Below are 24,554 nucleotides of genomic sequence, written 5' to 3'. Positions count from 1 at the left end.
CCACGTACGAAACGAAATTGATCTGCTGGCTATGTTAGCGACCCCCATCTACATCATCTGCTCTCCTAGCCCGCAGGTCGGTAAAACTCTCATCGCTCGGGCCATGAGCGAGTTCTTGCTGCTGAAAAACGGCACAGTTCTGTCATTTGATGTCAACTTGAAAGAGCCATCATTGCTCGACTACCTCCCCAACATCACGGAGACCGCGGATGTGATCGATACTTACGGCAAGATGCAGCTGATGGACCCTCTTGTCATCCACGATCGGGTACCCAAGGTAATCGATCTCGGCTTTCACGCCTTCGACGAATTCTTCAAGATGTGCGAGGAGATCGGCTTCATGAAGGAGACGGCGCGCTGCTATGTCGCCCCTATCATCCTCTTCGTTGCGGGCGCTGACCGCATCTCCTTTCGCGGTTACGAAATGCTGCGGCGGCGAATTCCGCCGGGGTCGCTGGTCACCATCCACAATGAATTCGTGCTGCGCGGCGGATTACCTGAAGCGATGGATGGCGAGCGGGTGCTTCGGATTCCCGCGCTTCCGCTGTTCCTCAAGAGATATATAGACCGAATTAGCTTTTCCTTCACCGGATATCTGCGCAACGAGAAGGACTGGTCCACCGAGCTGCATCAATGGATCCGACGGAATTACAGCATGTTTCGCGATCTGGATTCGAGTGCGATGCTGCGAAAGTCCTATCGATCTCGGGGGACGGATATCGACAGCCTACGTTGCACAAGGGCTACTTGAGATTCCGATCTGCTCGCCATCTATTCGTCCGGCTTATGAGTAGTCTTCAATGGCGCTCTCAACGGGACGCGAACGCATGAATTGCGGTATACGAATCTTCAGGTGGATTGCGCATCTTTACCGTGATCGTCCGCACGGACCACGCGACCGGCAATTGACGGCAGCTCATTCGCCGAATGGCTCATGTAGACACGCCCGTCCTCGAAAGGATCGATGACTGTCTTCACCTTGGCGGCTAGGCGGATCGACGGGCCCTTCCATCACAGGAGGCTCATAGATCAAGGCCGCGTTTCCCGAGCACCTGGTGCATGACCGCGCTTTTGATCTCGCGGGCGATCTCGTTTCGGATCTGGGCTCCGAGCACCCGCTCGGCATCGGCATCGCCTGTCAAACCTTCCTCGGCCAGTCGGCGATTCAGACGGGTTTGAAACTCTTCGCCCATCGCGTCGACGAGCCGCTCCTGCATGGCAGCATAATCTTCGGGCGCGATGCGCCTCATCACGCTTTCCCACGGTTGCCAGCGCGTTGCCAGATAGTCCGGAAATTCCGCCGCTTCTTGATTCCGCACCGATACCTCGGCGCTGGCCACATCGTCCTCGGTCACGTGAGAGACGTTCATGAAGCGCATGTCGGGAGCGATGTGCCGCAGCTCGAGCGGGTCGCGCAGCTGAGTCTGGTAGGCAAGGTAGACCTCGATTTCATCGACGTCCGCGTCGGGATCGGCACGACGAAGCGAGTTGACCCTCTCGCGCGCGATTCCGTCCAGCGCTTCCAAGCGAAACATGACGCGGCCGTGTTGGAGCAGTTCGCCCAGTCGCCCGTCATAGACGCCGTCCTCGACATCAGCGTTCAGGCGTGCGGTCTGCATGCCGTTCCAGGCCAAAGTAATGCGATCTTCGCAGCTCTCGTTCGCTCCCGAAGCCAACTCGAAATATTGCTTGCGCAAACGCGGCCTGACGGCTGCCTGCCGCAAATCTTCGGCGACGGCCTGGCGGAACGTCTCGTTGCCATAGCTCACGGTGCCCCGGAGCCTGTCGAGGAAGCGTGCATAGTCCGCGGCCCCCGCTTCATGGGCGAAGTGCTGCCAAGTCGCCATTGCCGTGGGCTCGCCCTCGAGCCAGTCCGCGGCAACCGCTTGCAGGGACCGCGGCTGAACTTCCACCGCTCCATCCGCGGTCGAGAAGAAAACCTGCGGGCCGGCATAGTTTCCGGCATGCATCGCTGTTGCCAGGCCGGCCTGCACCCAATCGGCGAGCGGATTATTCTCCAGATCAACGCTCGAGTCACGGCTTAGCTGCGTCAGCAGGGTCTCGGGCACGCTGGTCAGCTGGTTGTTGCTGGCGCCGAGCCACAGCAGCTCGGGCGGGACCGTCTCAGGTAGGCTGGTCAGCCGGTTGTGGCTGGCGCTGAGCCATTCGAGCTCGGCCGGAAGAGGCTCGGGCAGGTTCGTCAGCTGATTGTAGTCGACGTTCAGACGCTGGAGCCCGGCTGGAAGCTCGGGCAGGTGGGTCAGGCGGTTACCGCTAGCGTCCAACTCCTGAAGCGTTGCTGGAAGGGGTTCGGGCAGGCAGGTCAGCTGATTGTTGTCGACATTCAGCCGCCGCAATCCCGGCGGCAGCTCTGCGGGCAGGCGCGTCAGCCCATTGCTGATGGCATAGAGCCGCCGCAGGCCAGGTGGAAGCTCGGGTAGGCTGGTCAGCCGATTGTTGCTGGCGTAGAGCCGTTGGAGGCTCGCCGGGAGGGTCTCGGGCAGGCTGTCGAGCTGATTGTCGTCGACATTCAGGCGGCGCAACCCGGCCAGAATGGACGCCGACAAGGCGGTCAGGGACAGAGACGACAGATCTAGCGGCTCATTGAGATCACCCGTGCCCCGCCAAGCCCTCGTTCGACTTACCGCCTGTTGCCGATCCTCATGTTGCCCCTGCCCGTCTTCGGCAGCCCAGTCCGCCAACACCTCGTCCGGCGAGGCAGCCGCCTCGGCGGCGGACGCCTGCACGTCCGTCAAGGCCTCTCCCCACTGCGATACGGCCGGAGAGCCCGGTTCGGAGCTTTCCGAATCGGAAGTTGCGGAAGGAGTACCAGCACCAAGCTGTTCTGCATTCATCGATGTCGTCTCTTCGGTAGCAAAATGAAGCGAACGCGCCGGGGCGGCGCATCTTAGAACCGGTAACCCCCGCCATGGATGACGCTCCACCGGCTAACTGCAATGAGGTCTCACGCACTGCTGGCGCGAATACGCTGCTGCGAGTGCTACCGAGTAACTTCAGAGGGTGTAGCGAACCCAGGCGAAGTCTCGCTCGTGGATCGGTTGATATTGGAGACTATCCCGGTGTCACCTGCCAGATCGCCGCCCGTTGAGCCGGACCTGCCAGCGCGCAGCGACGTTCATGATACGAGAGCCAGCTGTCGATAAGCTGACGGACCGCGGAGCGAGGAAACTGACGGCCCCCATCAATTTCTCAAGCTTAGGCTCAGCGCTCCGCAGACGAATCACTTCGAGCTGGGCCGACTGGTGCCGGGTGCCGGCACGCCGGCAGCGGGACGCTTAGGCCGGCAACTTTGCTGTCGCTTGCGGCGAGGCGGCCCCACTTCCCCCTGCGTTCAAACGCTTACGCTAAATAGCTGAGCTAAATAGCTTGCAGCCCATCGCGCCTAACGCCGCTCGGCCTTGGCTACGAGACGCGGCGCGCACCCGATGTTAACAACACGGGCTCGCTAAATTTCTCCGATGACGAGTTCCCCGCCATTTTGACATCGGCCACGAAGACCGGACCTCCCCCTCGGCTCACCGTCGCACATCTCGACGGGTAAGCGCTGATGAGGCGGCACTTGACCCTTACGCGTTCGACTGAATGATCGAACAGCTGCATCTGGACTGGTGCGACACAGAGTTTCTGTATGTCGAGCTCAATGTAGTCGATCCGCGCCGCGACCAATGAACTCGAGCATCGACTGTGCCTCGTTGATCTCGCGTGAAACACGTCTCAGTATCCGTATTGCTATCTCCTCCGTCGCGATCAGTCCCGCTCTCTCGCAGGCTAACCCAAAATGATGCATCACCTGCTCGTCAGAGGGCGCGATACGATTCTGCAACAAGCTGGTCGTCAATGACGAGAGCATGTGCTCGACGACGTCATTCTCCGCCTGGCTCAAGACCTAGTCCTTCTGATTTTTTGTTCAGTTCTGTAATCTTTGGCCACCACATCGCGAGAGTGTCGCTGCGAAGGATAGTGATCTTCGACAGCTTCATGCCCGTTGAACGCTGCAATCGAGAGATTTATTTGGTCGGTTACCTCACTGCTCGGACCGCTTCTCCTCAGGGCGTACGGCTTAGCCGTGAGTTGCACGATTCTGATAGCTCCACAGCGGCATTCCGCTCTTTTGGAGTGCCGACCGAATGATGCCGCAAATATGGAAAGCGTCCCTAATTCCGACCTTCCCAATCAGAACGTCGTCAAGTTGCGATACACTAGAAACTATTCTCTCGCAAACGTCCCGGCCGGCCTGACCTCCGGCCTTTCGGCTCAACGCGTTGCAAGTCGTGGCGTCGCCCCTCGATCTTCCGGCGCGGACGCTTTCCTCGAAACTCGGCAGAAATCTAGATTGAAACTCAACCGTCGCCTTTTGCTGGAACACCGAATGGTCGACGCATTTGCTTGTCGTGCGTGAACACCACTGTTGAGAATTCAACGATGTCGCTGGCGCGATCGATTTCGCCTAGCGCCCTCGTGAGGCTGGTTTGAAAAGGACATAAGACCTTCCGAGCTTTCACCGCAGGGCTCTGTGCGGCCATCAGTGCTGCCGGTCATCGCCTCTGGCCGGATATGAACCGTCTATTCCGTTGGAGTACTTGCTTGCGAGCGCGGGCGGTTCACCCAGCGCGCTTTCGCTGGACCGCTAAGAACGCGATTACGGCTGGGGTCAGCCATATTCTGCTGCCTGTATCATTCCATCATCCATGCCATTTCGCGACTCCAACTAGTCAGTGTACTTGACAATGGCTGGCCCGGCGCCCCGTGCCGACGGTGCAAATGGCTTTCCTGGCCATCGTCCAAAAGCTGGCAATCAGCAGGCCGCCCCCTCGATCTCCATTTTGCGATGCGCCATCAACGCCTGCCAAGCGGGCCTTTATCTTTTACGCATCAGCAAGCCTACAACCTGTCGCAGCGTGAGATTCAAGCTATTAAATCGGTCTTCTGAGGCCGACCGTGCACAGCCGGATGTCGATAGCAATGATTGTCCGTGGAATGCTCATTTGGCTCGACAGTGCGTCTAGCCGACATTTGCCTCGGATTGCCAAGATCCCAACCCCGGCGCGTGCGTTTCTTTGATTGGGTGCCGCGTGCCGGGGATCGCAGTCAGGCTGGCTCGCCTTCCTCAACAATCGCCCCCATGGCTTTCCCATGTTGTTGATGAGGTCCACCTCGCCCATAAATTATTTATCGGGTAAGCGATTGCGAATGCCCGGTAGCACCGCGGGACTGGCCAGCATCAGAGAGGAGGCGATCGCAATGAAGCCGCCACCGCTTTACGCGGCTTGGGCCGCTAGAGCTCGACATCGCTACGTTCCGAGTCGCGAGCTGTGTCCCAAGTCAGGTCGCGCCCAGCCTGAACAGGCAACAAAGCCATCAAACGCTTGCAAATTCCGCTGCCATCGACCATGGGGACATGCGTTGTGCGTTAATAGCTCCTGCTTGAGCCGTCCGCGTGTCGGACATGGATTTGACTGCTCTCCGGTTCTCGGTTTTTGTTCGCGCACCAATCAATCCTGTGGAGCGCAGGAATTGTGCAAGGCACACGATCGCAGCGCCGTGAAAACGCGAGGATCTGCCGCGATTTCTCGTCACACGCGCGGTGTAGGGTGATATTGATTGATAAGAGTTGCATACATCGAACTGCTCGCCGAAAGAACGGGCGGAAGTCGCAAGTCCCCGGATGCAATTATTCGGCAGGAATGCGGAGCCAAGGAATGGCCGCTCGATGACGATCGCCATGCTTGATACTCCAGGGACGAAGTGATCTACATCTGTGATGACTTCAATTGATGATACATTAAGTGAGATCAGATGGCTGCGGAACGAAATCTGGCGCTGCCGTCGATTCCTTAAAAGGGACCTACCTGGCGCGGAGCGCAAGGCCGTTGAGAAGCGTCTGCTTGAACAGCTTTCTGCCTTTGAACGGCTCTTGTCGACGGCGTTTCCTTTGACCTTGAGCCCTAAGGTGTATTCGGCCAAGAGCATCACGATCGGGCGAAGCGACTCGCCTGAAGCGCCCATCGAGAACGCCGCAATGGCATCAAGCGGTTCCTTCGGGAAGTCGATGGGCGGCTAACAAAAGAGGTTTCCTAGCTCTATCTGTACCTTGAGCCCGGCAGTCGAGACCAAGCTAATCCCCAGCTGAGAAATCTGAGGAAGACGCGATCGAACAAACCTCCAACGCTAACATTCCGGCGATCTTTGCCAGTTATAGGCGATTTAGCCACCTGCCGGAAACTGCTTGGTTGTCGACCACAACGCCATAGATTGATGGGCAGCACGGATTCCTGCAGATGTCCGGCCGTAACCGCCACAGTTTACGCAGATTGTCCTTCCGACCAGTTACAGCGAGCCGATGGCAATCTCACGATGGCCTCAAAGTCGGCGAATGGCTGCAGCGCTGAATAAAGCGCAACTGCTGCAGTACGAAATCGAAGTTCAGAGCGCATTACAACCTCGTAACACGCGTGGGCGCACTATCGATCGCTGATCAAGGCCAATCGATTCACAGAGCTCAGTCCCCCTGATAGATGAACTGCGGCTCGGCAGGCTGATGCTTCAGCCCGATCGACTTTCGGCCACCAAGCTGGCCAAACTCCGGCGCCCGTCAGTCTGAACCTCACCGTTGCTCGATTTCTGCAACTACCACTCGGACGCCTCACTCTCGATGGAGGACGACCGGAAGCCTGTTGAGACGCCGTCTCGGTCCGTCGTTTCTCTCCGCCGCGGTTGGCATCATGCGGCGGCATTCGCCGCGCAAGTTCTTGAAATTGTCCCTAAGACAAAACATTGCCACGTCCACATCGCTACGCCCTGTAAAGCGGTCACAGAAGCGGTTCACGTCTGGTCTGCACGACATCAAGACTTGCTCGGCCCGCCGATCTCGCGCGCGAGCGTGTCCTGTGCACCACGTGGCTGCGATCGCGATCGCGACGAGGGCGGCTGCACAGCGATGCGCATTGCAAGTCCAGCCCATTCGTCGCTCTTGATTCACCAAACCTGTCTTCAGCCGCATATCCATCACTATTATTCTTTGCCCCGCGAGCGTAATCTGTGTACCGGATAGGGCGCCTCGGCAGCCGCGGTCGCGCTGTTGCAGGGCAGCCGCAATGATTACGGCCTCCTGAATTATCGTCCCGCAACACGCTCATTGCGAAGACCGAGATACAAGAGAGATCGGCCGTTTAGCGCTTGTGTGGCGATGCTGGCTCCCAATATGGCGTTCTGCTTCGCAATGCCTACAACCTGACGCTACGGTCGATTCAAGCACTTTGAGCGTCCGGCATGTGTGAATACGTTCTGAGCCGGGCATAGCCACATTGGGGGCAGTAGGACGAACTCCCGACAACTGCACGCCTGACCGGCCGCCCCTGGGGAGGAACGTCACCGATGTTGGTGGATGACGCTCAGCCTAGTGTGGGGTTGAAGGCTCAAAGGGCATCGAGACGATCAGCGACAAGCTGCGTCGGCGCAGCTCGCTTTGTTCGCGGTCCTAACCAGCTGACCTGCAGAGTCAAAGAGTTCGGTACGATGGATTTCCGAGAAGCACAGAGATTTGGACCGACAGGCCAGGATACCGTGGCTGGATGGTGATTGTCGCAGCTGTCACGTACCGTCGATTCGACAGCCTCAAGCCGCCTGCTGCTATTCACGGTGCGCAATTGCTTGAAACCAGCTCAGCAGCTTCGACCTTGAGCCCCGCTGGCACGCCCGTTGCTACTAACACCGGCAGCGCGTCAGCCTGGCTGCAGCCTAGCCGGAAACACGGAAGACACCATTCGTCGTTGACTGCTGCAGGTCTTTCTGCGGACGGACGCGGACCGCGCGTTATGTTCGCGATTCCACGATCTAGAACAAAAGCGAGACTTCACATGAGCAAATTAGCGGTACGCGAGCTTTCCTTGGCCGGCAGGTTAAGTGTTGTGGCCGCAGCCATTCTGGTTTCGCCAGCAGCAGGCGCCAATGAGGATTTGATGAGGGCCGCCAAGCGGATTTTCAAGCCGATTCCCTCAATCGTTCCAGCGGTAGAGGGCAATCCTATCACCCATGAAAAGGTTACACTTGGCAAATCCTTGTTCTTCGATCCGAGGCTATCGGCGAGCGGGGTTATTAGCTGCAACACGTGTCATAACCTTGGGACGGGCGGGGCAGATGCAGGCCCGACGTCGATTGGTCATCGCTGGCAGCTCGGTTCACGTCGTGCGCCAACAGTCTATAACGCGGTCTTCAACGTGGCGCAGTTCTGGGATGGGCGCGCGGCGGATCTTAAGGCGCAGGCCGCAGGCCCCGTCCAGGCCAGCGTCGAAATGAATGCGACGCCCGATCACGTGCTCAAAACATTGAATTCAATGACCGATTATGTCCTTATGTTCAGTAAGGCTTTTCCCAACGATGCGGCGCCAGTTACGTTTGAAAATTTCGCCAAGGCCATCGAGGCTTTCGAGGCGACCTTGATTACTCCCGCCGCCCCCTTCGATCAGTACCTCGAGGGCGATGAATATGCTCTCAGCGATCAGCAGAAAGCCGGGCTAAAGCTATTCATCGAAAAGGGATGCTCCTCTTGCCACAACGGAATCAACGTCGGTGGACAGGATTACTTCCCGTTCGGCGTCATTGAAAGGCCAGCCGAAAGCCTGCTTCCGAGGGAGGACAAGGGTCGTTTTGCCGTCACCAAGGATCTCGGCAATGAGTATGTTTTCCGTTCGGCGCCATTGCGCAACGTCGCATTGCGCCCGCCCTACTTTCATTCTGGTCAGGTTTGGAATCTTAAGCAAGCGGTTGGCGTGATGAGTGAGGTTCAGCTTGGCGCAAAGCTCAGCGATGAAGAAACTGACGAGATTGTCGCCTTTCTGAATTCGCTCACCGGGCAGCTGCCAAAGATCGATTACCCGATACTGCCCACGCGCACCACTGCAACCCCAAAGCCCTCCTTAGACAAATAGGCCTTCACGATAGCGACAAGCTACGTTGTGATTAGCGAGGAAGATAGCGCTGCCGCAGCGAAATCAGGCGATGTCGCGGTCCAAGCTGGAGCATTCAGCAGGCCCAAATTGCGAGCCTCGAGTCCCAACCCGTTCGTCGCTGACGCAAGAATTCCTTAGGGGCCTGTCAAATTATCTATCCTGGGCAGCTCATTCCTGGGTCACCTCGCGTTGCAACGAAAGGCCCGCGCGCCCTGAAATGCGCCCGCAACCGGTGCTGCGAGGAAGACGCTCTCCCGTAGCTCGAGGGCGCAGCATATCATCTCACATCAGCCCTTTTTTCAAGCGCCCGGCAGCCGACCTTCTCCTCCGCGCACATCGGAAGGTTCGCCAAATCGGATGGCATGGACTTGTGCATCATTGACGAGTTTTACGGCCGCATGTTCGCCAAAGGACCATCTCCAATGCGAGAGGCGATGGGTCATCCTCGGCTTCCATCTCGTAGCTCCCGCATGTGCGGTTGGTGACGCGAGCGTCCAAAGCCCTACAATAAGATGCGGCGATTTAAGACGCCGGGTGGAGCCCGATACAAAGCCTCCCCTTGCCGCTAGCCGCGCAGATATTCCTTGAAACGGCACGCGGATTGCTGGGTAGGGATCAATCAGTTGCCGCGAAGGAAGCGGTCGCGGCGGAGCCGGAGTTCCAATGAGGCTTATCCGATTCATCCTGATCGATCTGGCTTTGATGCTGCTCGCACCCGAGAATGCAGAGGCCATGACTATGGCGACCGGCGCAAACTTCAAATCGGCTATGAAAGCTGTGGGATCCTTGATGCGGATTTCCGGCCCCGAGCCAGTATTCAGTTCTGGCGTGAGCCGACATCTTTACCGTCAAACCTCTCAAGCCGCGCCATTTGAACATTCAGCAGAAGCCCTCGGCCCGGCAGGCTGAGACCCTCGCGCTGCTGGAAAGGCGCTTTGCCTCTCATTGGCAAGCGCACCGCGCAGCGTCCGATTGTCACGATGCTCGCGGCGCGGAGATGCTCAACAAGCCTCTGGTCTTAACACCGATCTGCAGTCCGCCGCCGCAACTTATGCCCTCACGTGAGCAGAGACGCCGTGCTGGAGCGGCACAGACTGGATTGTCGCAAGTATGGCCATCATCTCCATTGCAGCGATTGTGCTCGTGACTTGGACTGGAAGATACAGCACAGGCGCAGGTTCATGAAAGAAGCAAAAACGAACTATATTGAGGTTGCGTTCAAGGGCTCTCTCGCAAACATTCCGCTACATGCGCAATTCAGCCTACCAGCCAAAGGCGTCACAGCGATTTTTGGTCCGCCCGGGTGCGGCAAGACCACACTCGCGCGCTGCATCGCTGGCGTGCAGCGTCTGCCGAACGGATTTTGTGCGGTCGATGGAGAGATTTGGCAGGATGAGACGACGTTTCGACCGCATCATCTGCGTCCCGTCGCATATGTATTCCAGCCACCAATTCTTCTTTCTCATTGGTCTGTACGACGCACCCTTCTATACAACGCGTCAAAATCGACACCGACACTGATCGATTTTGATGGTGTGGTCGAATTGCTCGCCTTGGCGCCACTGCTCGAGCGTTCGCCATCACGTCTTTCCGCGGCCGAGCGACAGCGACTTGCCATTGGCAACGCGCTGTTAGGCCAGCCTCGGCTGCTTTTGCTGGACGATCCACTCATTGTGCTCGATCGCTCCGCAAAATGCGAGATCCTGCCATTTCTCGAGCGCATGCGGGAAAAGCTCCCATTGCCGATGGTCTACATCAGCCATGACATCGCGGATATCGAGCGTTTTGCCGATCATCTTGTCATGATGAAAGATGGCGTCGTGACTGCGGCCGGGCCCCTCAATGTCGTTCAGAGCGGCCCGGCGCTTGCCAGGCGCGGCGAAGCGGCAGTCTGTCTTGATACCGTGGTCGGCGGCTATGACGGACGCTATGGGCTGATCATGCTCCGCCTCAAGGGGGCGCGCCTTCTGATACCTGGAGCGCCGCTTAGACCGGGCGCGCAGCTGCGGCTGCGCATCGCAGCCGGCGACGTCAGCATTGCGTGCGAGTCCCCGCGCGCAAGCTCTATCCTCAATGTATTTCCGGCACGCATCAAAGCCTCTTTGCCGTTCGACGAGGCTGAGGTCACCTTGATTCTGACTCTTGAAACTGGCCGTTCTGGCGTGCCGCTTTTGGCGCGCATCACGCGCCGCTCCTTTGATGCGCTACGGCTCAGCAATGGAGCGGACGTATTCGCGGAGGTCGCGCGCGCCGTTCCGCTCGGGCTGCCGAGCGGTTGCTTGCAACGCCCGCCACATCCGCATGAGAACGTTCGACAGCTATGCCCCGATACGAGAAACACATCAACAGGATCCCGGCCGTGATCGATAATGTGGATGAGATAGATCCGTATAGTGTGGGGGCAATTCTCTACCGTCCAAAAGACGATGTCGATAGGCTACTGGCCGATTTCGCTCAGGATATCGCGCAGCAAGGCGTACGCATCGGCGGCATCGTGCAGCGACACTCGAGGCGCGCAAATGGCACGCACGTCATGCTCGCAATCGACGTTGCGACGGGACAAGAGATCTCGATTTCTCAGCCACTCGGCAGCGGAGCTATGTCCTGTAATCTCGATACAAATGGGCTTGCCGAAGCCGCAGCTGTCCTTTCCCAGGCACTTCGCAACAAGATCGATCTCCTCGTGATCAGCAAATTCGCCAAACAAGAAGCAGCTGGCCGGGGCCTGCGCGCCGAATTCGTTGACGCGATCACCCGAGGCGTACCAGTCCTGACAGCCGTTCCGAAGAAACGCCTTGCCGACTGGCGAACCTTCACCGCGGGCGTTGGCACGCTGCTGCCTTGTGATCGTCAATTCTTGGAGCAGTGGTGGTGCGATATCTCAACGCGCGTGGCGCGCAGCGGGGCCTTCAGCCCCAGCTGCGGTTATTTGGGGACGACGATACCGGACGGCTTGATGACGACAGTGAGACTGTCGAGCACGTCGACTCCGAAATCGCCCATCAGATTCCTTCCCCGCCTCCGAAAACAGCCTTAGCTCTGGCGGCCGCTCCCACGCTCTGTGCCACCGTGATGCCTTGCGAACGTGCCGATTGCGGACGTTCAATGGCGAGACGTCGCAGTTCAACCAGCTCGCGCGCTAACCAGTTCAAGCCGACATCAACCCCTCAGTCGGTTCTGCAGTGCCTGCCGGTCGCCGACGAGATTGCTAAGGTTCAGGTCTGGCTGCCGTCTTCCCGCCAACCGCCTGGCCAGCGCCCGCGTACCGTCGAGCACAAAGACACCGCAATCGTAGCCGTTCCTCTGTTGGCGTATGGGGGGCGTTTTGCAGGTTGGCCCCCACGCGTTGTGCGAGCATTGCTGCAGGGCTATCATTGTGCCCCCTGGAGGAGTCGTAGTGGTAAGCAACGGGATTGTTGCGATCGCGGCGGTCCACCAGCAGCAGCGACCAATGGGAGCCGCGGTGATTGAGGTCCGTAGCGCTGGCATCGTTCATCGGCAAGAACAGGAAGTCGGCTGTATCATTCCCATTCCGATCATCGACAATGCGATGGAATGCGCGGAGCGCGTCGGCCTCAGTACCCTGGCCCACCCGAAAGGCCATGAGAGGATCTACAAACCGTATCCGGGCGGCGAGGTTGGGATTGCTTCCCTGCAACTCCTGCGACAGGAGCTCGTAGTCCCGCTGGATATTGCTCGTCGCCCAGCCAGGCCCTGGCTCCGAGCACCCGCCCGCTGGCGGTCGCACAAAGGTCGAGTGTTCTCATGACTTTTTGTGTGTGCTCCAGACGACTGTCAACTTAGTGCTGATCGACGCTCCAAGCGCGCGAGCATGCCTGTACCAAGCCGCTGGGCTGGCTTCGTTGCGACAATTCCAATCCTGAGAACGGATGGCATATAGTTTGCTTCACCAGTGAGGTCACGATCTACAAAAAGCAAATTTGTGAGGACAGCATGCTCGGAATTGGAAGTCAGTTGCCGCCGTTCGAAATCACAGGCGTGAAGCCCGGCTTTCAAGCGCAGGAAGAAGAAGGACAGAGTGCATTCGAGACGCTGACCGAAACGAGCTTTCCAGAAAAGTGGAAGATCATCTTCTTCTATCCCAAGGATTTTACCTTCGTCTGCCCGACCGAGATTGCTGAATTTGCTCGGCTTTCCAAGGAATTCGCCGACCGCGATGCGGTTGTGCTGGGTGGTTCGACTGACAACGAGTTCTGCAAGCTCGCTTGGCGGCGCTCACATGTCGACCTGCACAATCTACCAATCTGGCAGTTTGCCGACACAAAGGGAACGCTCGTCGATGGTCTTGGCGTGCGTTCACCCGAAGGGGTTGCCTATCGTTACACCTTTATTGTTGACCCCCAAAACACGATCCAGCACGTCTATGCGACCAATCTCAATGTCGGGCGCAGTCCTAAGGACACGCTCCGCGTTCTGGACGCGCTGCAAACAGACGAGCTCTGTCCATGCAACCGCGAAATCGGCGGCGAAACCCTGAAGGTTGCTTGAGGCGCAGCATGTCGTCGATTGAACAGCTGAGCAAAACGATTCCCGATTTCGCCAAGGACGTCAGGCTCAATCTGACGTCCTTGGTGGCCGATGAGACGCTCTCGCCGCAGCGACAATATGGGCTGCTGCTGGCGAGCGCGATCGCCACCCGCAATGCAGCCGTAATTGCCGCAATCGAATCGGCTGCGGTCGCCGTGATGACGCCTGTGGCGATTGCTGCGGCGAAATCCGCTGCCTCGGTGATGGCGATGAACAACGTCTACTACCGATTCGTTCACCTCGCCTCTAACCCGGACTACAAGACGATGCCACCACGGTTGCGTATGAACGTGATCGGAAGCCCTGGTGTTGATAGGTCAGATTTCGAGCTGTGGTCGCTTGCGGTTTCCGCCATAAACGGCTGCGGTGCTTGTATCGATGCCCACGAGAAGACCCTGCGAGCCGCGGGCGTTAGCTCCGAAGTGATACAGACCGCCGTGCGCACTGCTGCAATCGTGCAATCAGTGGCGACCGCAATCGAGGCCACCGGGCCGAGCCCCACCCAGGCGACGGCCTAGTTCCTCCTCCGCCATCCGGCCGATCGTTGTGGCGCCACGCAGCGGCACCACACCAGTGCTTTTCGGGTCCCTGACGGGCGTCATACCCGCAAGGCACCTCTTGCGTGACATCACCTTTGAAGCGTGCCTAGCTCAAATTTTCACGCACCGCGCCAGAGGCGAAAGTGCGCGAACGATGCGGTGAGATTCTAAGGTCGGTTCGAGCGAGCGCCTTCCGCTGCACATTCACCTCATCCTCACCCAAACTTGAACAGCACCCCATATCCGCCACGCGGATAACTCCACTGGATATCGCCGGTTGGCTCGGCGATCACGCGGCAGGTGCCGCACTCGATGCACCCGTCGACAGTTATCTCAACCTGGCCATCGTCGTTGAGCTCGTAGCATCGCGCGGGACAGGCTTTCAAAAGTGCAAGTAGCTGCGGCGACGGCGTCGTGTGCGCGCGGACCTTGACGTGAGGGTGACCGACGTCGACAAGATAGCGGTTATAATACAGCTTGTCTTCGACGCGCATTGAGGGTTCGACATTCATGCTTTGGCCTTCCATTGTTGGACTTCACACTTTTGCGGTCAGCGCCAGGCCCGGGCAAAACGACAAGCATCGCCGAACAAACCTGCCCATGACCGCGCCTTGACAAAGGATTTCAGGGTCGCCTTCTCCTTCTCGGCCTTGGGCGTACCATCGACGCGCACAAAGTTTTGCATCGCCTTGGAGATGAGCTGCGGATAGGTGAGAAAGAAGTTTTGTGAGTGGGTATGCATCAGGGGCGGCAAATCCTTGTACTTCTTTAGATCTTTGATCACGAAGGAGTCGTCCAGCATCTTCTTGTAGATCGACAGATTTGTTGCACTCATCGGCTCGCCGCGCGATTTCACCAAACCTATCGCTTCGGCGGCGATGCGGCCGGAAGTCATCGCGAGATTGGAGCCCTCACGATGAATGGCATTGTTGAGTTGGGCCGCATCGCCGACTACGACCCAGCCTTCCCCATAAAGCTGCGGGATCGACTTGTACCCGCCTTCAGGAATGAGATGCGCCGAATATTCCTTGACTTCGGACCCTGCTATCAGGGGCGCCACAGAGGGATGCCTCTTGAATTGATCGAGCAAGCCGTAGGGCGTCTGACCCGTGCGCTGGAAGTCGGCGACGAGACAACCGATGCCGAGCGAAATGCACTCTTTGTTGGCGTAGATGAAACCCATTCCGGTCATGCCGCGGGAAATGGTACCGGCCGCCTCGATCACGACGCCTTCATCGCCCTTGAGATTGAAGCGCGCCTCGATAGTCTCGCGAGGCAAGAAGTGCATCTCCTTCACCGCGAGCGCAACGTTATCGGGCGTCGGGCGCGCGCGCAGGCCCGCGCGCGTCCCGAGCAGGCCATTGACCCCTTCGGCCAGCACGACGACATCGGCATGTATTTCGCCGTCTCGGCGATCTGTACGAACACCGACGATCCTTTCACGCTCGTCCCGTGCGAGCTCGGTGACCGTCGTCTCGCACAGCACAGTCGCACCAGCCTCCCGCACCTTGGAAGAGAACCATTTGTCAAACTGGGCGCGTATAATCGTGTAGCGGTTCGGCCGTTCCTCGTTGAAGTCGTCTGAACGGTAATGCATGCCGACATGGGAGCGATCGTCCATCATCCAGAACCGCTGTTCGATCACGTGACGTTCGAGCGGCGCCTCATCTCGAAACTCGGGGACCAGCTTTTCCATCATGTCGGCATAGAGGATGGCGCCCTGCACATTCTTCGATCCGGGATATTCGCCGCGCTCGAGCTGCAGCACCTTCATGCCGCGTTTGGCCATGGTCAATGCCGCCGCGTTGCCGGCCATACCGGCTCCGACCACGATCGCATCGAATCTCTCTTCAATCATCATCATCTCCTCTAGACGGCGATCCGGGCGCGCGAATTCGGCAAAAGCCGGGCACGAAATGCGGCCGTCAGCGCCGGTAGCAATTGCATGGCGTCACTGACGATCGCGAGATGGGCGAAGTCGAAGATCGGAGCGTTCTTGTCAGTATTGACGGCGACGATCAGATCCGCGCCCTCCACGCCAACCCGGTGCTGGATCGCGCCGGAAATGCCGGCGGCAATATAGAGCTTTGGCCGGATGGTTTTGCCCGTTTGGCCGATTTGCCGGTCAGACGTAACCCACCCCTTTTGCACCAGAGGACGCGAGCAGCCATATTCGGCGCCAAGCAGAGTTGCGAGCTCGCGCACCAACCGAAAGTTCTCAGGCGATCCCAGCCCCAGGCCGCCCGCAACCACGACATCGGCATAGGCCAGATTGGACGTTTCTGCATCGCGGTCGGGTAGGAACGACAATACTTTTGTGACAATATCGTCTTCGACAAGGCCGAGCGGATGGACGATGATACGAGCGGCATCGCGTACGACGCGCTCAGGCATCGGCATGACCCGCGGGCGGACGGTTGCCATCTGCGGACGATAATTCAAGGTATAGATCGTGCAGAGCAGCGAGCCGCCAAAAGTCGGACGCGTCGCCGCAAGCGAACCATCGGCGTCGACGTCCAGCGCGGTGCAGTCGGCAGTGAGCCCCGTCGACAGGGTCGTCGCCACGGAACCTGCGAGATCGCGACCGAGCGTCGTCGCCCCCAACAGAAGGATCTCGGGCTTGTAGGTGTTGACGAGTTCGGTTAGCGCTTTGGTATAGGATTCGTTGCGGTAATCGGACAAAACATTGTCGCTCACAAGATAGGCCAGATCGGCGCCATAGCAAAAGGCTTCAAGCGCGGCGTTACGTGTGTGCTGCCCCTCCGGACCGATAACGACAGCGGCAAGATTCACCTTTAGCCTGTCGGCAAGCCTGCGCCCCGCACCCATGAGCTCCCAGGAAACCGGATGCACCTGGCCGCGCTCCAGCTCGACGAAGACCCAGACGTGCTTATACGCCTTGAAGTGCTCCGGCAGTTCTTTTTTGGCTGCTGCGCGGCCGGCCGCCGCCGGCATGGCCGTTTTGGTGACATTGCTCATACTCTAAATTCCCCTCAAAGATAGGCGCGCCCGCGCCACAGGTTTTGCTTTTTAGCTTCGTTAACTGAAGATCACTTTTGGTCAGCAAGTGGTCGGCTGCTTTGCCCCGTCTGCTTGGTCCGACCGGCCGCACAACAAGACGCGTCGTCGCGATAGACGTACCGGTCCGGCCGGATTTGGAGAGGTCTTCCACACTGGACCCCTGCGCGCCGGGTTCGACGAGCGCCACCGCGGCGGCCAGGGCGCCGCGGTGATTCTGACCGGTCGCTTTCATGCCTGAGTTGGCGAGTCCGTTCGCTGCGCAATACCTGCGCGTCACTTTCGGCACAGCGGCGCCACATTGACTGTGACGACGAGGGCGATCCTGGCAACGCACCTGTCACGCCATCCATGCCGAGCCTCCAGCGCCGACAACCCGTATGGGCCGACGTTGCCCCTCTTCCTGACGCATGTTGCTATCCGCCATGAGATGGATACAAACCTGCGCGGAATCGGGGACCGGTTTGATGCGGGCGCTGTACATACCCTCTCCAGGTGTAGCGCGAACGGGCGACTTATCCATTGACCACCATCTCACCGTCGATACGGAACTTCGATCGCGTCAAAGACCATTTCGAACGGACCTGGCGCGATCGTAGGCCACGAGATGATGCCGCAGCGCTCGGCAGGCAGTAAAAGCAGCATCATGGGTCTTCCTTCAATCTCATCTCGGACGACTACCATCTGTCGGCATCGATGATCGGATCGGCAGGACAACAGCAAGTGTCGTACCAGTTGCAAAAACCATTGAAAGTCAGTCGAAAGTAATGGTTTGGCAGACACTTGAAATAGCCGCTGATACCGTGGACACGACCAGTCCAGACATGGGTCGGGAATACGACAGGCGTCGCTCGGGTCTTCGCTGCAGAGAGTTGACCCGGATAAAGACGAAGGCTGCACATCGGGTTGCCACGGCGCCCCGTCGGGCAAACCTTGCTTGCAGTGGAGCGCGAGATCACTTCAGCTCGCTCAGCGGGACAAAGGCCGCGGCCTTCTTAGGGTCTGCGACGGCATCCTTCAAAACCTTGAACACTCGCTGGTCGATCGGTGACGATGCCACGAAATCGGCATAGGCCTGCTCCAGCATCGCCTTGCACCGAGCTCTGATTTCCGGCTCTGCGGCACCAGCAAATTGCTCTTTGGCAAAATATTGTCCCATGCGCTTTAAGATGTGAAGGCGCGCGACATTCACGATTTTAGGGTCGTAATCGACGCCAAGCAGCGAAAAAAAATCCTCTGCCGACGAGGCCTTGCTGAGCCGATCCAGGATACCGGCTGCCGGGGATGAGTTGATCATCGAAAATCCTCCTTCGGATTAGCTCTGGACGTTTAAGGAGATGGGGCGGCTCCTGTTGACTGCTGCCGTCCTGCCTCGCACAGCTGTCCGCATCGCCAAAGCCTGACTCCGGAAAGCGGTGCCCTCAACTTCGCTGCTCCAGATCGGCAGGTCCGCCGGTGACGACGTCAGTTCCGATGAAGATCCGGGATCAATCGCCAAACCACGATCGAGGTTGACGCTCGTCAGGACGGTCGCCGGACCGGAAATCAGCCGCGCGAGAAGACGCCGATTGGCAGTCCGGGGACGGCTCGCCATTGGGTAGGAGATCACAGCATGTATGGCGGAACGGCAAGTAAGATCTGGAGGTGAGATCGCGCCACGGATCTGACGTGCGAAAGCTGGACGCCGCTTGTGCCCATCAGCGCTATCGGACACCGTCCTTGCGGCGCGTCGGTTTGCGAATGGTCGACGCAAATGCTGTTGGACACGGCTTTTCACGCGGGGTGGGTTGCCAGGCATCCGCACACGTCGCGCCAGATCGCCGCCACGGTTTCGCGCTCGACCGGCCGCTTGTGCTCGATGGCATATTTGCGGACTTGCGACAGGATTTGTCTGGCTTGATCGGCGCTGGCGACGAGCTGCAGTTCATCGAGCAACGCGGTGATCGCCCCAAGTCCGGAATGCTTGCCGATCACAAAGCGGTTGCAGCGGCCAAGCAAAACGGGATCAAGCGATTGATAGGTGCGTTGATCCTTCAAAAGGCCATCGACATGAATGCCGGATTCGTGCGTAAATACATGCTCTCCGACGATGGCCTTGTTCATAGGAATCGCACGTGCGGCCGCGGCTGCAACCACCGCGGCGACGTTCTCGAGCTCCGGGAGTATGATGCCGGTCTCGCGCCCGTAGAGCTGCTTGAGTGCGACCGCGACTTCCTCGAGCGGGGCATTTCCGGCCCGCTCGCCCAGCCCGATGACGGTCACTGAGGCGTGGCTCACGCCAGCCTTGATAGCGGAGAGCGTGTTGGCGGTTGCGAGTCCGAGATCATCGTGACCGTGAAATTCGAGTTCGAGATCGGTGGTCGCACGCAAATTCCTGACCAGCGCGTAGGTTGCGTCCGGATCGAGCACACTGAGCGTATCTGCAATACGAAAGCGACGCGCGCCCGCGGCTTTTGCAGTTGCCATCAGTCTGATGAGAAAATCGATGTCGGCGCGGGAGGAGTCCTCACCACCGACGGCGACCTCAAGTCCGCGCGCACAGGCATAGCCTACCACTCGCTTCACCCGTTCCAGCGCCAGGTCGCGATGACCACCTAGCTTGGCCGCGATCTGGACATCGGAGGTCGGGATCGACATATTGATCATGGACACCTTTGCTTCGATCGCCGCGTCGACATCCGATTTCCGCATCCGGCACCAAGCTATGGTGGTCAGCGGAAGATCTGCTTCGACAATGGCGCGAATGGCGGCGATCTCCTCGTTGCCCATCGCCGGCGTTCCCGCCTCGATCTCCGTGACTCCGGCCCGCGCCAGCGCCTGCGCGATCGCCAGCTTTTCCTCTGTGGTGAACGCAACGCCAGGAGCCTGCTCGCCGTCGCGTAATGTCGTGTCGTTGAGCACGGTGGGCTTGGCGCGCACCTGGTCGGACCAAGACGATTTGGCGGCGGTGCTGGCGGAAATCACGCGAGAGCTCCTCATTGTTTGATCTACCTAAGCTTCAGCAAACAGCATGCCAGCCCGCCGTCCCAGGCAACCCACTGACGAAGCTAACGCTTCGGTCCTGGACCTTCTTCAGCAAATGGATTGTCGCAAATGCGACAGGCTCATGAAGCGGACGCCTTGCCTGTTGCCACGCCGAGTTCGAACGCTAATGCAATTGCGGCGCGCCGGGATATCGAGAATTTTCGCGGAGCACTTTGGGCCCGCCGCCGCTTTGGACACATGGTCACTCGCTCGCCTCGAAACGGCGTCAGCCGCGCCCTCAACCTCCCGCGCGGCTTACCAAATCCGGCGAGGCCTTCGCGGATGACGGGGCGATCGCGGACCCTTGTGGCAGTTCAGATGGCCAGTCGCCGGCAACTACCGGCCGAGCCGCCTGCAACAGAAAATCGCGCCGGCGCTCGGCCATCCGGCTCTCACCGCTTTCTTCGCCGAAGCAGAGGTTGAAGTCGACACATTGCGTGCACACGGGTGTTGTGCACATCACGAGGCCTTCATCCTCGCAAAGCATGCGGTAGAAGAAGCGCTTCCAGCGCATATTGTTGACATTGCGCACGGCGAGCGGCGCGAAATGGCGGCTCAGCAGCCGAGAGAGTTCGCCACGATTGCGCAAGCCGAGAGCTTCCCACAGATGGTCTGGCTCAATGGCGCGGCGCGCGATCATCGCAGCCAGCCAGCGGCCGATATCCCCTTCCGTCGAGCGTTGCTTGAGCAAGAAATCGCGCAGCATTGCGATCTCGTCGTCGTCTTCGCACTTGAAAGCCGAGAGCTGCTCCGCGAGCTTGATCTCAAGGGAGGGAAAGTACTGCTCCAGCAAGGCCGCCAGTTCAAGGCCAGACAGGCCGGCCTTCTCGGGAAGGGAACCACCATCCATTGTGGCAGCCGCCAGGATGGACGCCAGGACATGGCGATCGAGATTGCTGTCAATGGCAATATCGGCATCTGCAGGAGGCACACCGGTGAGCAGGCTATAGGTTGCAATTCCCCTGTGCATCTGGCTGTTGGCACCAACGGCACAAGCAGCCATCAACGGAAGGAAGTGCGCTTCGGACATAATTTTGCGGGTTTCCACAGTGGTCAGGTCCGCCGCATCCTGGTTTTGGTCAGGGTCGATCGTCAGAATGCCGGCCTCCCGGGATGGGCGGTTTGGGAGACCGGCATCCGTCGCGCGCCTTTACAAGGCCGCGACTCGCGACCTTTACGAGGCCGCGAGCTCAGCGGCGGTCTTGCCGATGATGGATTCGTCCACGGGCTTCATAATGCCATGCTCCATCAGCATGTCCTCGAGCTCGTCCATGGAGATCGGGGTCGGGATGATGCCTTTGCCGCCATTGTTGTGAACCTTGGTCGCAAGATTGCGATAGTGATCGGCCTGCTTGGACTCGGGTGCATACTCGAGCACCGTCATGCGGCGTAACTCGGCATGCTGCACCACGTTGTCGCGCGGCACGAAGTAGATCAGCTGAGTGCCTAGCTTCTTGGCCAACGCTTCCGCCAGTTCCAGCTCCTTGTCGGTCTGCCGCTCGTTGCAGATCAGACCGCCCAGCCGCACGCCACCAGAGTTCGCGTATTTCAGGATGCCCTTGGAAATGTTGTTTGCGGCATACATCGCCATCATTTCACCGGACATCACGATATAGATTTCCTGCGCCTTGTTCTCGCGGATTGGCATCGCAAAGCCACCGCAAACGACGTCGCCGAGCACGTCGTATGAGACATAGTCAATGTTCTCGTAGGCGCCGTTCTCCTCCAGGAAATTGATCGAGGTGATGACGCCGCGGCCGGCGCAGCCGACACCCGGCTCAGGACCACCAGACTCCACGCAGCGAATGTCCTTATAGCCGACCTTCATTACGTCCTCGAGCTCGAGGTCTTCCACGCTGCCGGCGCTCGCTGCAAGGCTCAAAATCGTGTCTTGCGCCTTGGCGTGCAGAATCAACCGGGTCGAGTCCGCTTTCGGATCGCACCCTACAATCAGGATTTTCTGACCCATCTCGGCCAGCGCCGCCAGCGTGTTCTGCGAAGTGGTCGACTTGCCGATGCCGCCCTTCCCGTAGAACGCGATTTGTCTCAGTGAAGACATGTTGCTCTCCATCAACCGATTTGCCAAAAGTTGCGCGCTTCTTGCGCGCGAGCTTGTTTCTCTCTCAGAAACGGGGGCACACGGGTTCAAGGGAAGGAGCGCATCGCTCGTCTTACGCGTCGGCGTGCACTCAGCCCTCACTCAGTGTTGCTGCCGCTTATTAGCAACCGCCGTGCCAACGCTTGACCGCGCTCCTTAAGCTTCTGATTACGTTTCTAAAAACCAACCAGCCGGTGAGTGATCCTGGCTGTTTTGGATCTGACAGGATCTGCGCGGCTGTCAGAAAACGAACAACGACCACAACCATCAACGCGAAAAGCCGATTTGGCGGGACCTGTTCCGATCCCTTGTGTGGAACGGAACTTGCTGCGCTTCTCGCAAGGCGGGCGATTTGAGGAGAGTGAATATGCCGGTCGGGCTCGAAACCTGGCGGACTAGCGGCAGTGTTGCATATACGGTACGGCGCTTGGTGCGCTGACATTGGAGATGATCGGCAAGAAATTCGAATGGGCTCCCGGAAGCAGCAGCGCCGTGCCAATCGTTCAGCTCGGCGCGCCTAAATAGGTATATCGTGGCGACAATCATCTTCTATCAGAAGCCCGGCTGCGCCACTAACGCGCGTCAGATTCAAGCGCTGAAGTCCGCCGGCCACAACGTGATCGCCCAAGACATCTTGAAGAAGCCATGGGATGCGGAGGAATTGCGCGGCTTCTTCGGCAATATGCCCGTCGGCTCCTGGTTCAACCGAGCTGCGCCGCGTATCAAGTCAGGCGAGGTCAATCCCGATACCATCGACGCGGCAAGCGCACTCGCATTGATGGTGGGCGATCCGCTCTTGATACGACGACCGCTGATCGACGTAGACGGGGCACGATGTGCCGGACTCGATCATGAGCCCGTGCTTTCGCTGCTTGGCCGCAAGACGCAAGATGATCTCGAGGGATGCTTGCACGAAGCAAACCGCACGCGTTGTCCACAGATGTGAGGAAACGGCGGAGCGTACCCCCAACGTCATCAAACGAGGCAAGGAATGACGTTTCCCACTTCCGGCTTCCTTCACGGGTAGTAGGCGACGGGACCTTCGCTGAGACGCCCGCGCGAGTGGCTGCTCCGTAAGGCGGCGTCGCCCATACTGCGAATGCCGCGCTTCTCGCCTTTGCAGTGTGTGAGAGAAGTCGCCGCAGTTGCCGCCTTTATCACGCATGACCTCCGCGGCCTGGATTGGATCAGAGCACCAAGCCGAGAGGAAGTTCCTTGAAGAGATTCGGCTCTCTTGAATTGAATAACGATCAGAACAGACCACCACGCTTCGCGGCCGTGATCCTTATGCAACTTAGCGGCATAATTGCGCTACGGCCGCTCCCATTTTGATCGGCATCAAATCCTCCGCCATTCCCCATATGTGACAGAGATCTCGCGCGGCTCTTCGCGCGAATTTTTGGAATGGAGAATTCGATGAGAACAAGGACAGTTCTGACGACGGCATCGCTCCTCGCGCTAGCGACCTCGTTGGCCAGCATCTCGGTACGGGCTGCGGATCTGGGTCCGGCGCCGGTCTACTATAAAGCGCCTCCGATCGAACCGTTCAATCCATGGATGATCCGCCTGCGCGTGCTTGGCGTTTTGCCGGATACCGCAGGCAGCTCGGTCAGTGTCGCCGGGGCGCCCTCGCTGTCCTCACCAAGCTCTGGGCTTTCGATCAGCGATCGAGCCATACCCGAGCTCGACATCACCTATTTTTTCACAAAGAACGTTGCCGCCGAACTCATTCTCGGCGTGACCAGCCATCACATCAGCGGCAATGGCGCGCTCACTGGCCTCGATATCGGTAAAGCCTGGCTGTTACCGCCAACACTGACCCTGCAATATCACTTCACCGATTTCGGCCAGCTCAAGCCCTATATCGGCGCGGGCATCAACTACACCGCATTCTTCAACCAATCGGCAGCCAATACTTTGCTCCCCGGTCTTGCCGTGACGGATTTTCGCATCAGCAACCAATTCGGCGCGGCGGTCCAATTCGGCTTCGATTACATGCTTGATCGTCACTGGGGCCTCAACTTTGACGTTAAGAAGCTGTGGCTGCGGCCGGAGTACTCCGCGACCGTAAACAATGCGATTGCCGTCACCGGGCGCGCCAATATCGACCCATGGCTTGTCAGCGGCGGCGTCACTTACAAATTCTGACGCTAGAACAGGACCAGAAAGGGGAATCCGTTTGATCAACCCGGACGCGCGGCAAGCTGATCGAGCGCGTCCCCTAACCTGCACCGCAGTGCAAGCACGGAGCGAGATGACGCGTCAGGGACGCGTCATCTCGCGAGACACGGGGAGCCATTCGCAGCATTGCTCTCGCTGTGAGCTGCGGATCGCGTGCATGGAGTGACGGTACACCAA

At 58.8% G+C, this 24,554-nt stretch carries 20 protein-coding genes; 9 read left to right on the top strand and 11 right to left on the bottom strand.

Annotation, left to right across the window (positions count from 1 at the left end; genetic code table 11):
• Positions 1–31: 31 nt before the first annotated feature.
• Complete coding sequence (locus BLV07_RS07190) at positions 32–751, top strand: hypothetical protein (RefSeq protein WP_091881756.1); 720 nt, start codon at positions 32–34, stop codon at positions 749–751.
• A 271-nt stretch (positions 752–1,022) separates the two neighbouring features.
• On the opposite strand, the gene BLV07_RS07185 is transcribed toward BLV07_RS07190, so the two are convergent.
• The 3 genes from BLV07_RS07185 to BLV07_RS47380 form a co-directional block, all read right to left on the bottom strand.
• Positions 1,023–2,855 carry an NEL-type E3 ubiquitin ligase domain-containing protein gene (locus tag BLV07_RS07185; RefSeq protein ID WP_091881754.1) on the bottom strand — a complete coding sequence of 611 codons (1,833 nt, stop codon included), beginning with the start codon at positions 2,853–2,855 and terminating at the stop codon, positions 1,023–1,025.
• Between the two features lie 803 nt (positions 2,856–3,658).
• Positions 3,659–3,904 (bottom strand): hypothetical protein, encoded by a 246-nt coding sequence (locus BLV07_RS07180; protein ID WP_244550995.1) that lies wholly within the window; start codon positions 3,902–3,904, stop codon positions 3,659–3,661.
• Between the two features lie 1,475 nt (positions 3,905–5,379).
• The gene (locus BLV07_RS47380; protein WP_165405201.1) at positions 5,380–6,027 is read right to left on the bottom strand and encodes a hypothetical protein; all 648 of its coding nucleotides are present in this window, start codon (positions 6,025–6,027) and stop codon (positions 5,380–5,382) included.
• 1,850 nt (positions 6,028–7,877) lie between these two features.
• On the opposite strand from BLV07_RS47380, the gene BLV07_RS07165 reads away from it, so the two are divergent.
• From BLV07_RS07165 to BLV07_RS07150, 4 genes are all read left to right on the top strand, one after another.
• Entirely contained in the window at positions 7,878–8,948 is a 1,071-nt protein-coding gene (locus BLV07_RS07165; protein WP_176945385.1) for a cytochrome-c peroxidase, read from the top strand.
• Between the two features lie 684 nt (positions 8,949–9,632).
• Positions 9,633–9,878 (top strand): hypothetical protein, encoded by a 246-nt coding sequence (locus tag BLV07_RS07160; protein ID WP_091881745.1) that lies wholly within the window; start codon positions 9,633–9,635, stop codon positions 9,876–9,878.
• Between the two features lie 272 nt (positions 9,879–10,150).
• Entirely contained in the window at positions 10,151–11,332 is a 1,182-nt protein-coding gene (gene modC, locus BLV07_RS07155; protein WP_091881742.1) for a molybdenum ABC transporter ATP-binding protein, read from the top strand.
• The gene (locus BLV07_RS07150) at positions 11,329–12,006 is read left to right on the top strand and encodes a DUF2478 domain-containing protein (RefSeq protein WP_244550994.1); all 678 of its coding nucleotides are present in this window, start codon (positions 11,329–11,331) and stop codon (positions 12,004–12,006) included. The genes modC and BLV07_RS07150 overlap by 4 nt, the downstream gene beginning before the upstream one ends.
• A 171-nt stretch (positions 12,007–12,177) precedes the next feature.
• On the opposite strand, the gene BLV07_RS07145 is transcribed toward BLV07_RS07150, so the two are convergent.
• Positions 12,178–12,573: a Ulp1 family isopeptidase gene (locus BLV07_RS07145; protein ID WP_502689891.1), complete on the bottom strand. Its 396-nt coding sequence runs from the start codon at positions 12,571–12,573 to the stop codon at positions 12,178–12,180.
• A gap of 350 nt (positions 12,574–12,923) precedes the next feature.
• On the opposite strand from BLV07_RS07145, the gene BLV07_RS07140 reads away from it, so the two are divergent.
• Both BLV07_RS07140 and ahpD read left to right on the top strand, forming a co-directional pair.
• Positions 12,924–13,478 carry a peroxiredoxin gene (locus tag BLV07_RS07140; protein ID WP_091881736.1) on the top strand — a complete coding sequence of 185 codons (555 nt, stop codon included), beginning with the start codon at positions 12,924–12,926 and terminating at the stop codon, positions 13,476–13,478.
• A gap of 8 nt (positions 13,479–13,486) precedes the next feature.
• On the top strand, positions 13,487–14,035 hold the full coding sequence (gene ahpD / locus BLV07_RS07135; protein WP_091881733.1) for an alkylhydroperoxidase, AhpD family: 549 nt from the start codon (positions 13,487–13,489) through the stop codon (positions 14,033–14,035).
• A 236-nt stretch (positions 14,036–14,271) separates the two neighbouring features.
• Here ahpD and BLV07_RS07130 read toward each other — a convergent pair whose 3' ends face one another.
• The 7 genes from BLV07_RS07130 to nifH form a co-directional block, all read right to left on the bottom strand.
• Positions 14,272–14,568: a ferredoxin family protein gene (locus tag BLV07_RS07130; RefSeq protein WP_091881730.1), complete on the bottom strand. Its 297-nt coding sequence runs from the start codon at positions 14,566–14,568 to the stop codon at positions 14,272–14,274.
• A 38-nt stretch (positions 14,569–14,606) separates the two neighbouring features.
• Complete coding sequence (locus BLV07_RS07125) at positions 14,607–15,914, bottom strand: FAD-dependent oxidoreductase (protein WP_091882111.1); 1,308 nt, start codon at positions 15,912–15,914, stop codon at positions 14,607–14,609.
• An 11-nt stretch (positions 15,915–15,925) separates the two neighbouring features.
• Positions 15,926–17,035, bottom strand: a complete 1,110-nt coding sequence (locus BLV07_RS07120; protein ID WP_091881727.1) for an electron transfer flavoprotein subunit alpha/FixB family protein — start codon at positions 17,033–17,035, stop codon at positions 15,926–15,928.
• A 994-nt stretch (positions 17,036–18,029) separates the two neighbouring features.
• Entirely contained in the window at positions 18,030–18,371 is a 342-nt protein-coding gene (gene nifW / locus BLV07_RS07110) for a nitrogenase stabilizing/protective protein NifW (protein ID WP_091881723.1), read from the bottom strand.
• A gap of 476 nt (positions 18,372–18,847) precedes the next feature.
• Complete coding sequence (gene nifV, locus BLV07_RS07105; RefSeq protein WP_244550993.1) at positions 18,848–20,053, bottom strand: homocitrate synthase; 1,206 nt, start codon at positions 20,051–20,053, stop codon at positions 18,848–18,850.
• 283 nt (positions 20,054–20,336) lie between these two features.
• Positions 20,337–21,128 (bottom strand): nitrogen fixation protein NifQ, encoded by a 792-nt coding sequence (locus tag BLV07_RS07100; protein WP_091881720.1) that lies wholly within the window; start codon positions 21,126–21,128, stop codon positions 20,337–20,339.
• Positions 21,129–21,272: 144 nt separating this feature from the next.
• On the bottom strand, positions 21,273–22,157 hold the full coding sequence (gene nifH / locus BLV07_RS07095; protein WP_091882104.1) for a nitrogenase iron protein: 885 nt from the start codon (positions 22,155–22,157) through the stop codon (positions 21,273–21,275).
• A 571-nt stretch (positions 22,158–22,728) separates the two neighbouring features.
• Here nifH and BLV07_RS07090 point away from each other — a divergent pair.
• Both BLV07_RS07090 and BLV07_RS07085 read left to right on the top strand, forming a co-directional pair.
• On the top strand, positions 22,729–23,142 hold the full coding sequence (locus BLV07_RS07090; RefSeq protein WP_091881717.1) for an ArsC/Spx/MgsR family protein: 414 nt from the start codon (positions 22,729–22,731) through the stop codon (positions 23,140–23,142).
• 458 nt (positions 23,143–23,600) lie between these two features.
• Positions 23,601–24,344, top strand: coding sequence for an OmpW/AlkL family protein (locus BLV07_RS07085; protein WP_176945384.1), 744 nt, complete (start codon positions 23,601–23,603; stop codon positions 24,342–24,344).
• Positions 24,345–24,554: the final 210 nt, after the last annotated feature.

This window comes from Bradyrhizobium sp. Rc2d, from assembly GCF_900099855.1.
Lineage (GTDB): Bacteria > Pseudomonadota > Alphaproteobacteria > Rhizobiales > Xanthobacteraceae > Bradyrhizobium.
Note: the sequence above shows the minus strand (reverse complement) of the source record. Positions and strands in the feature narration are given on the sequence as shown.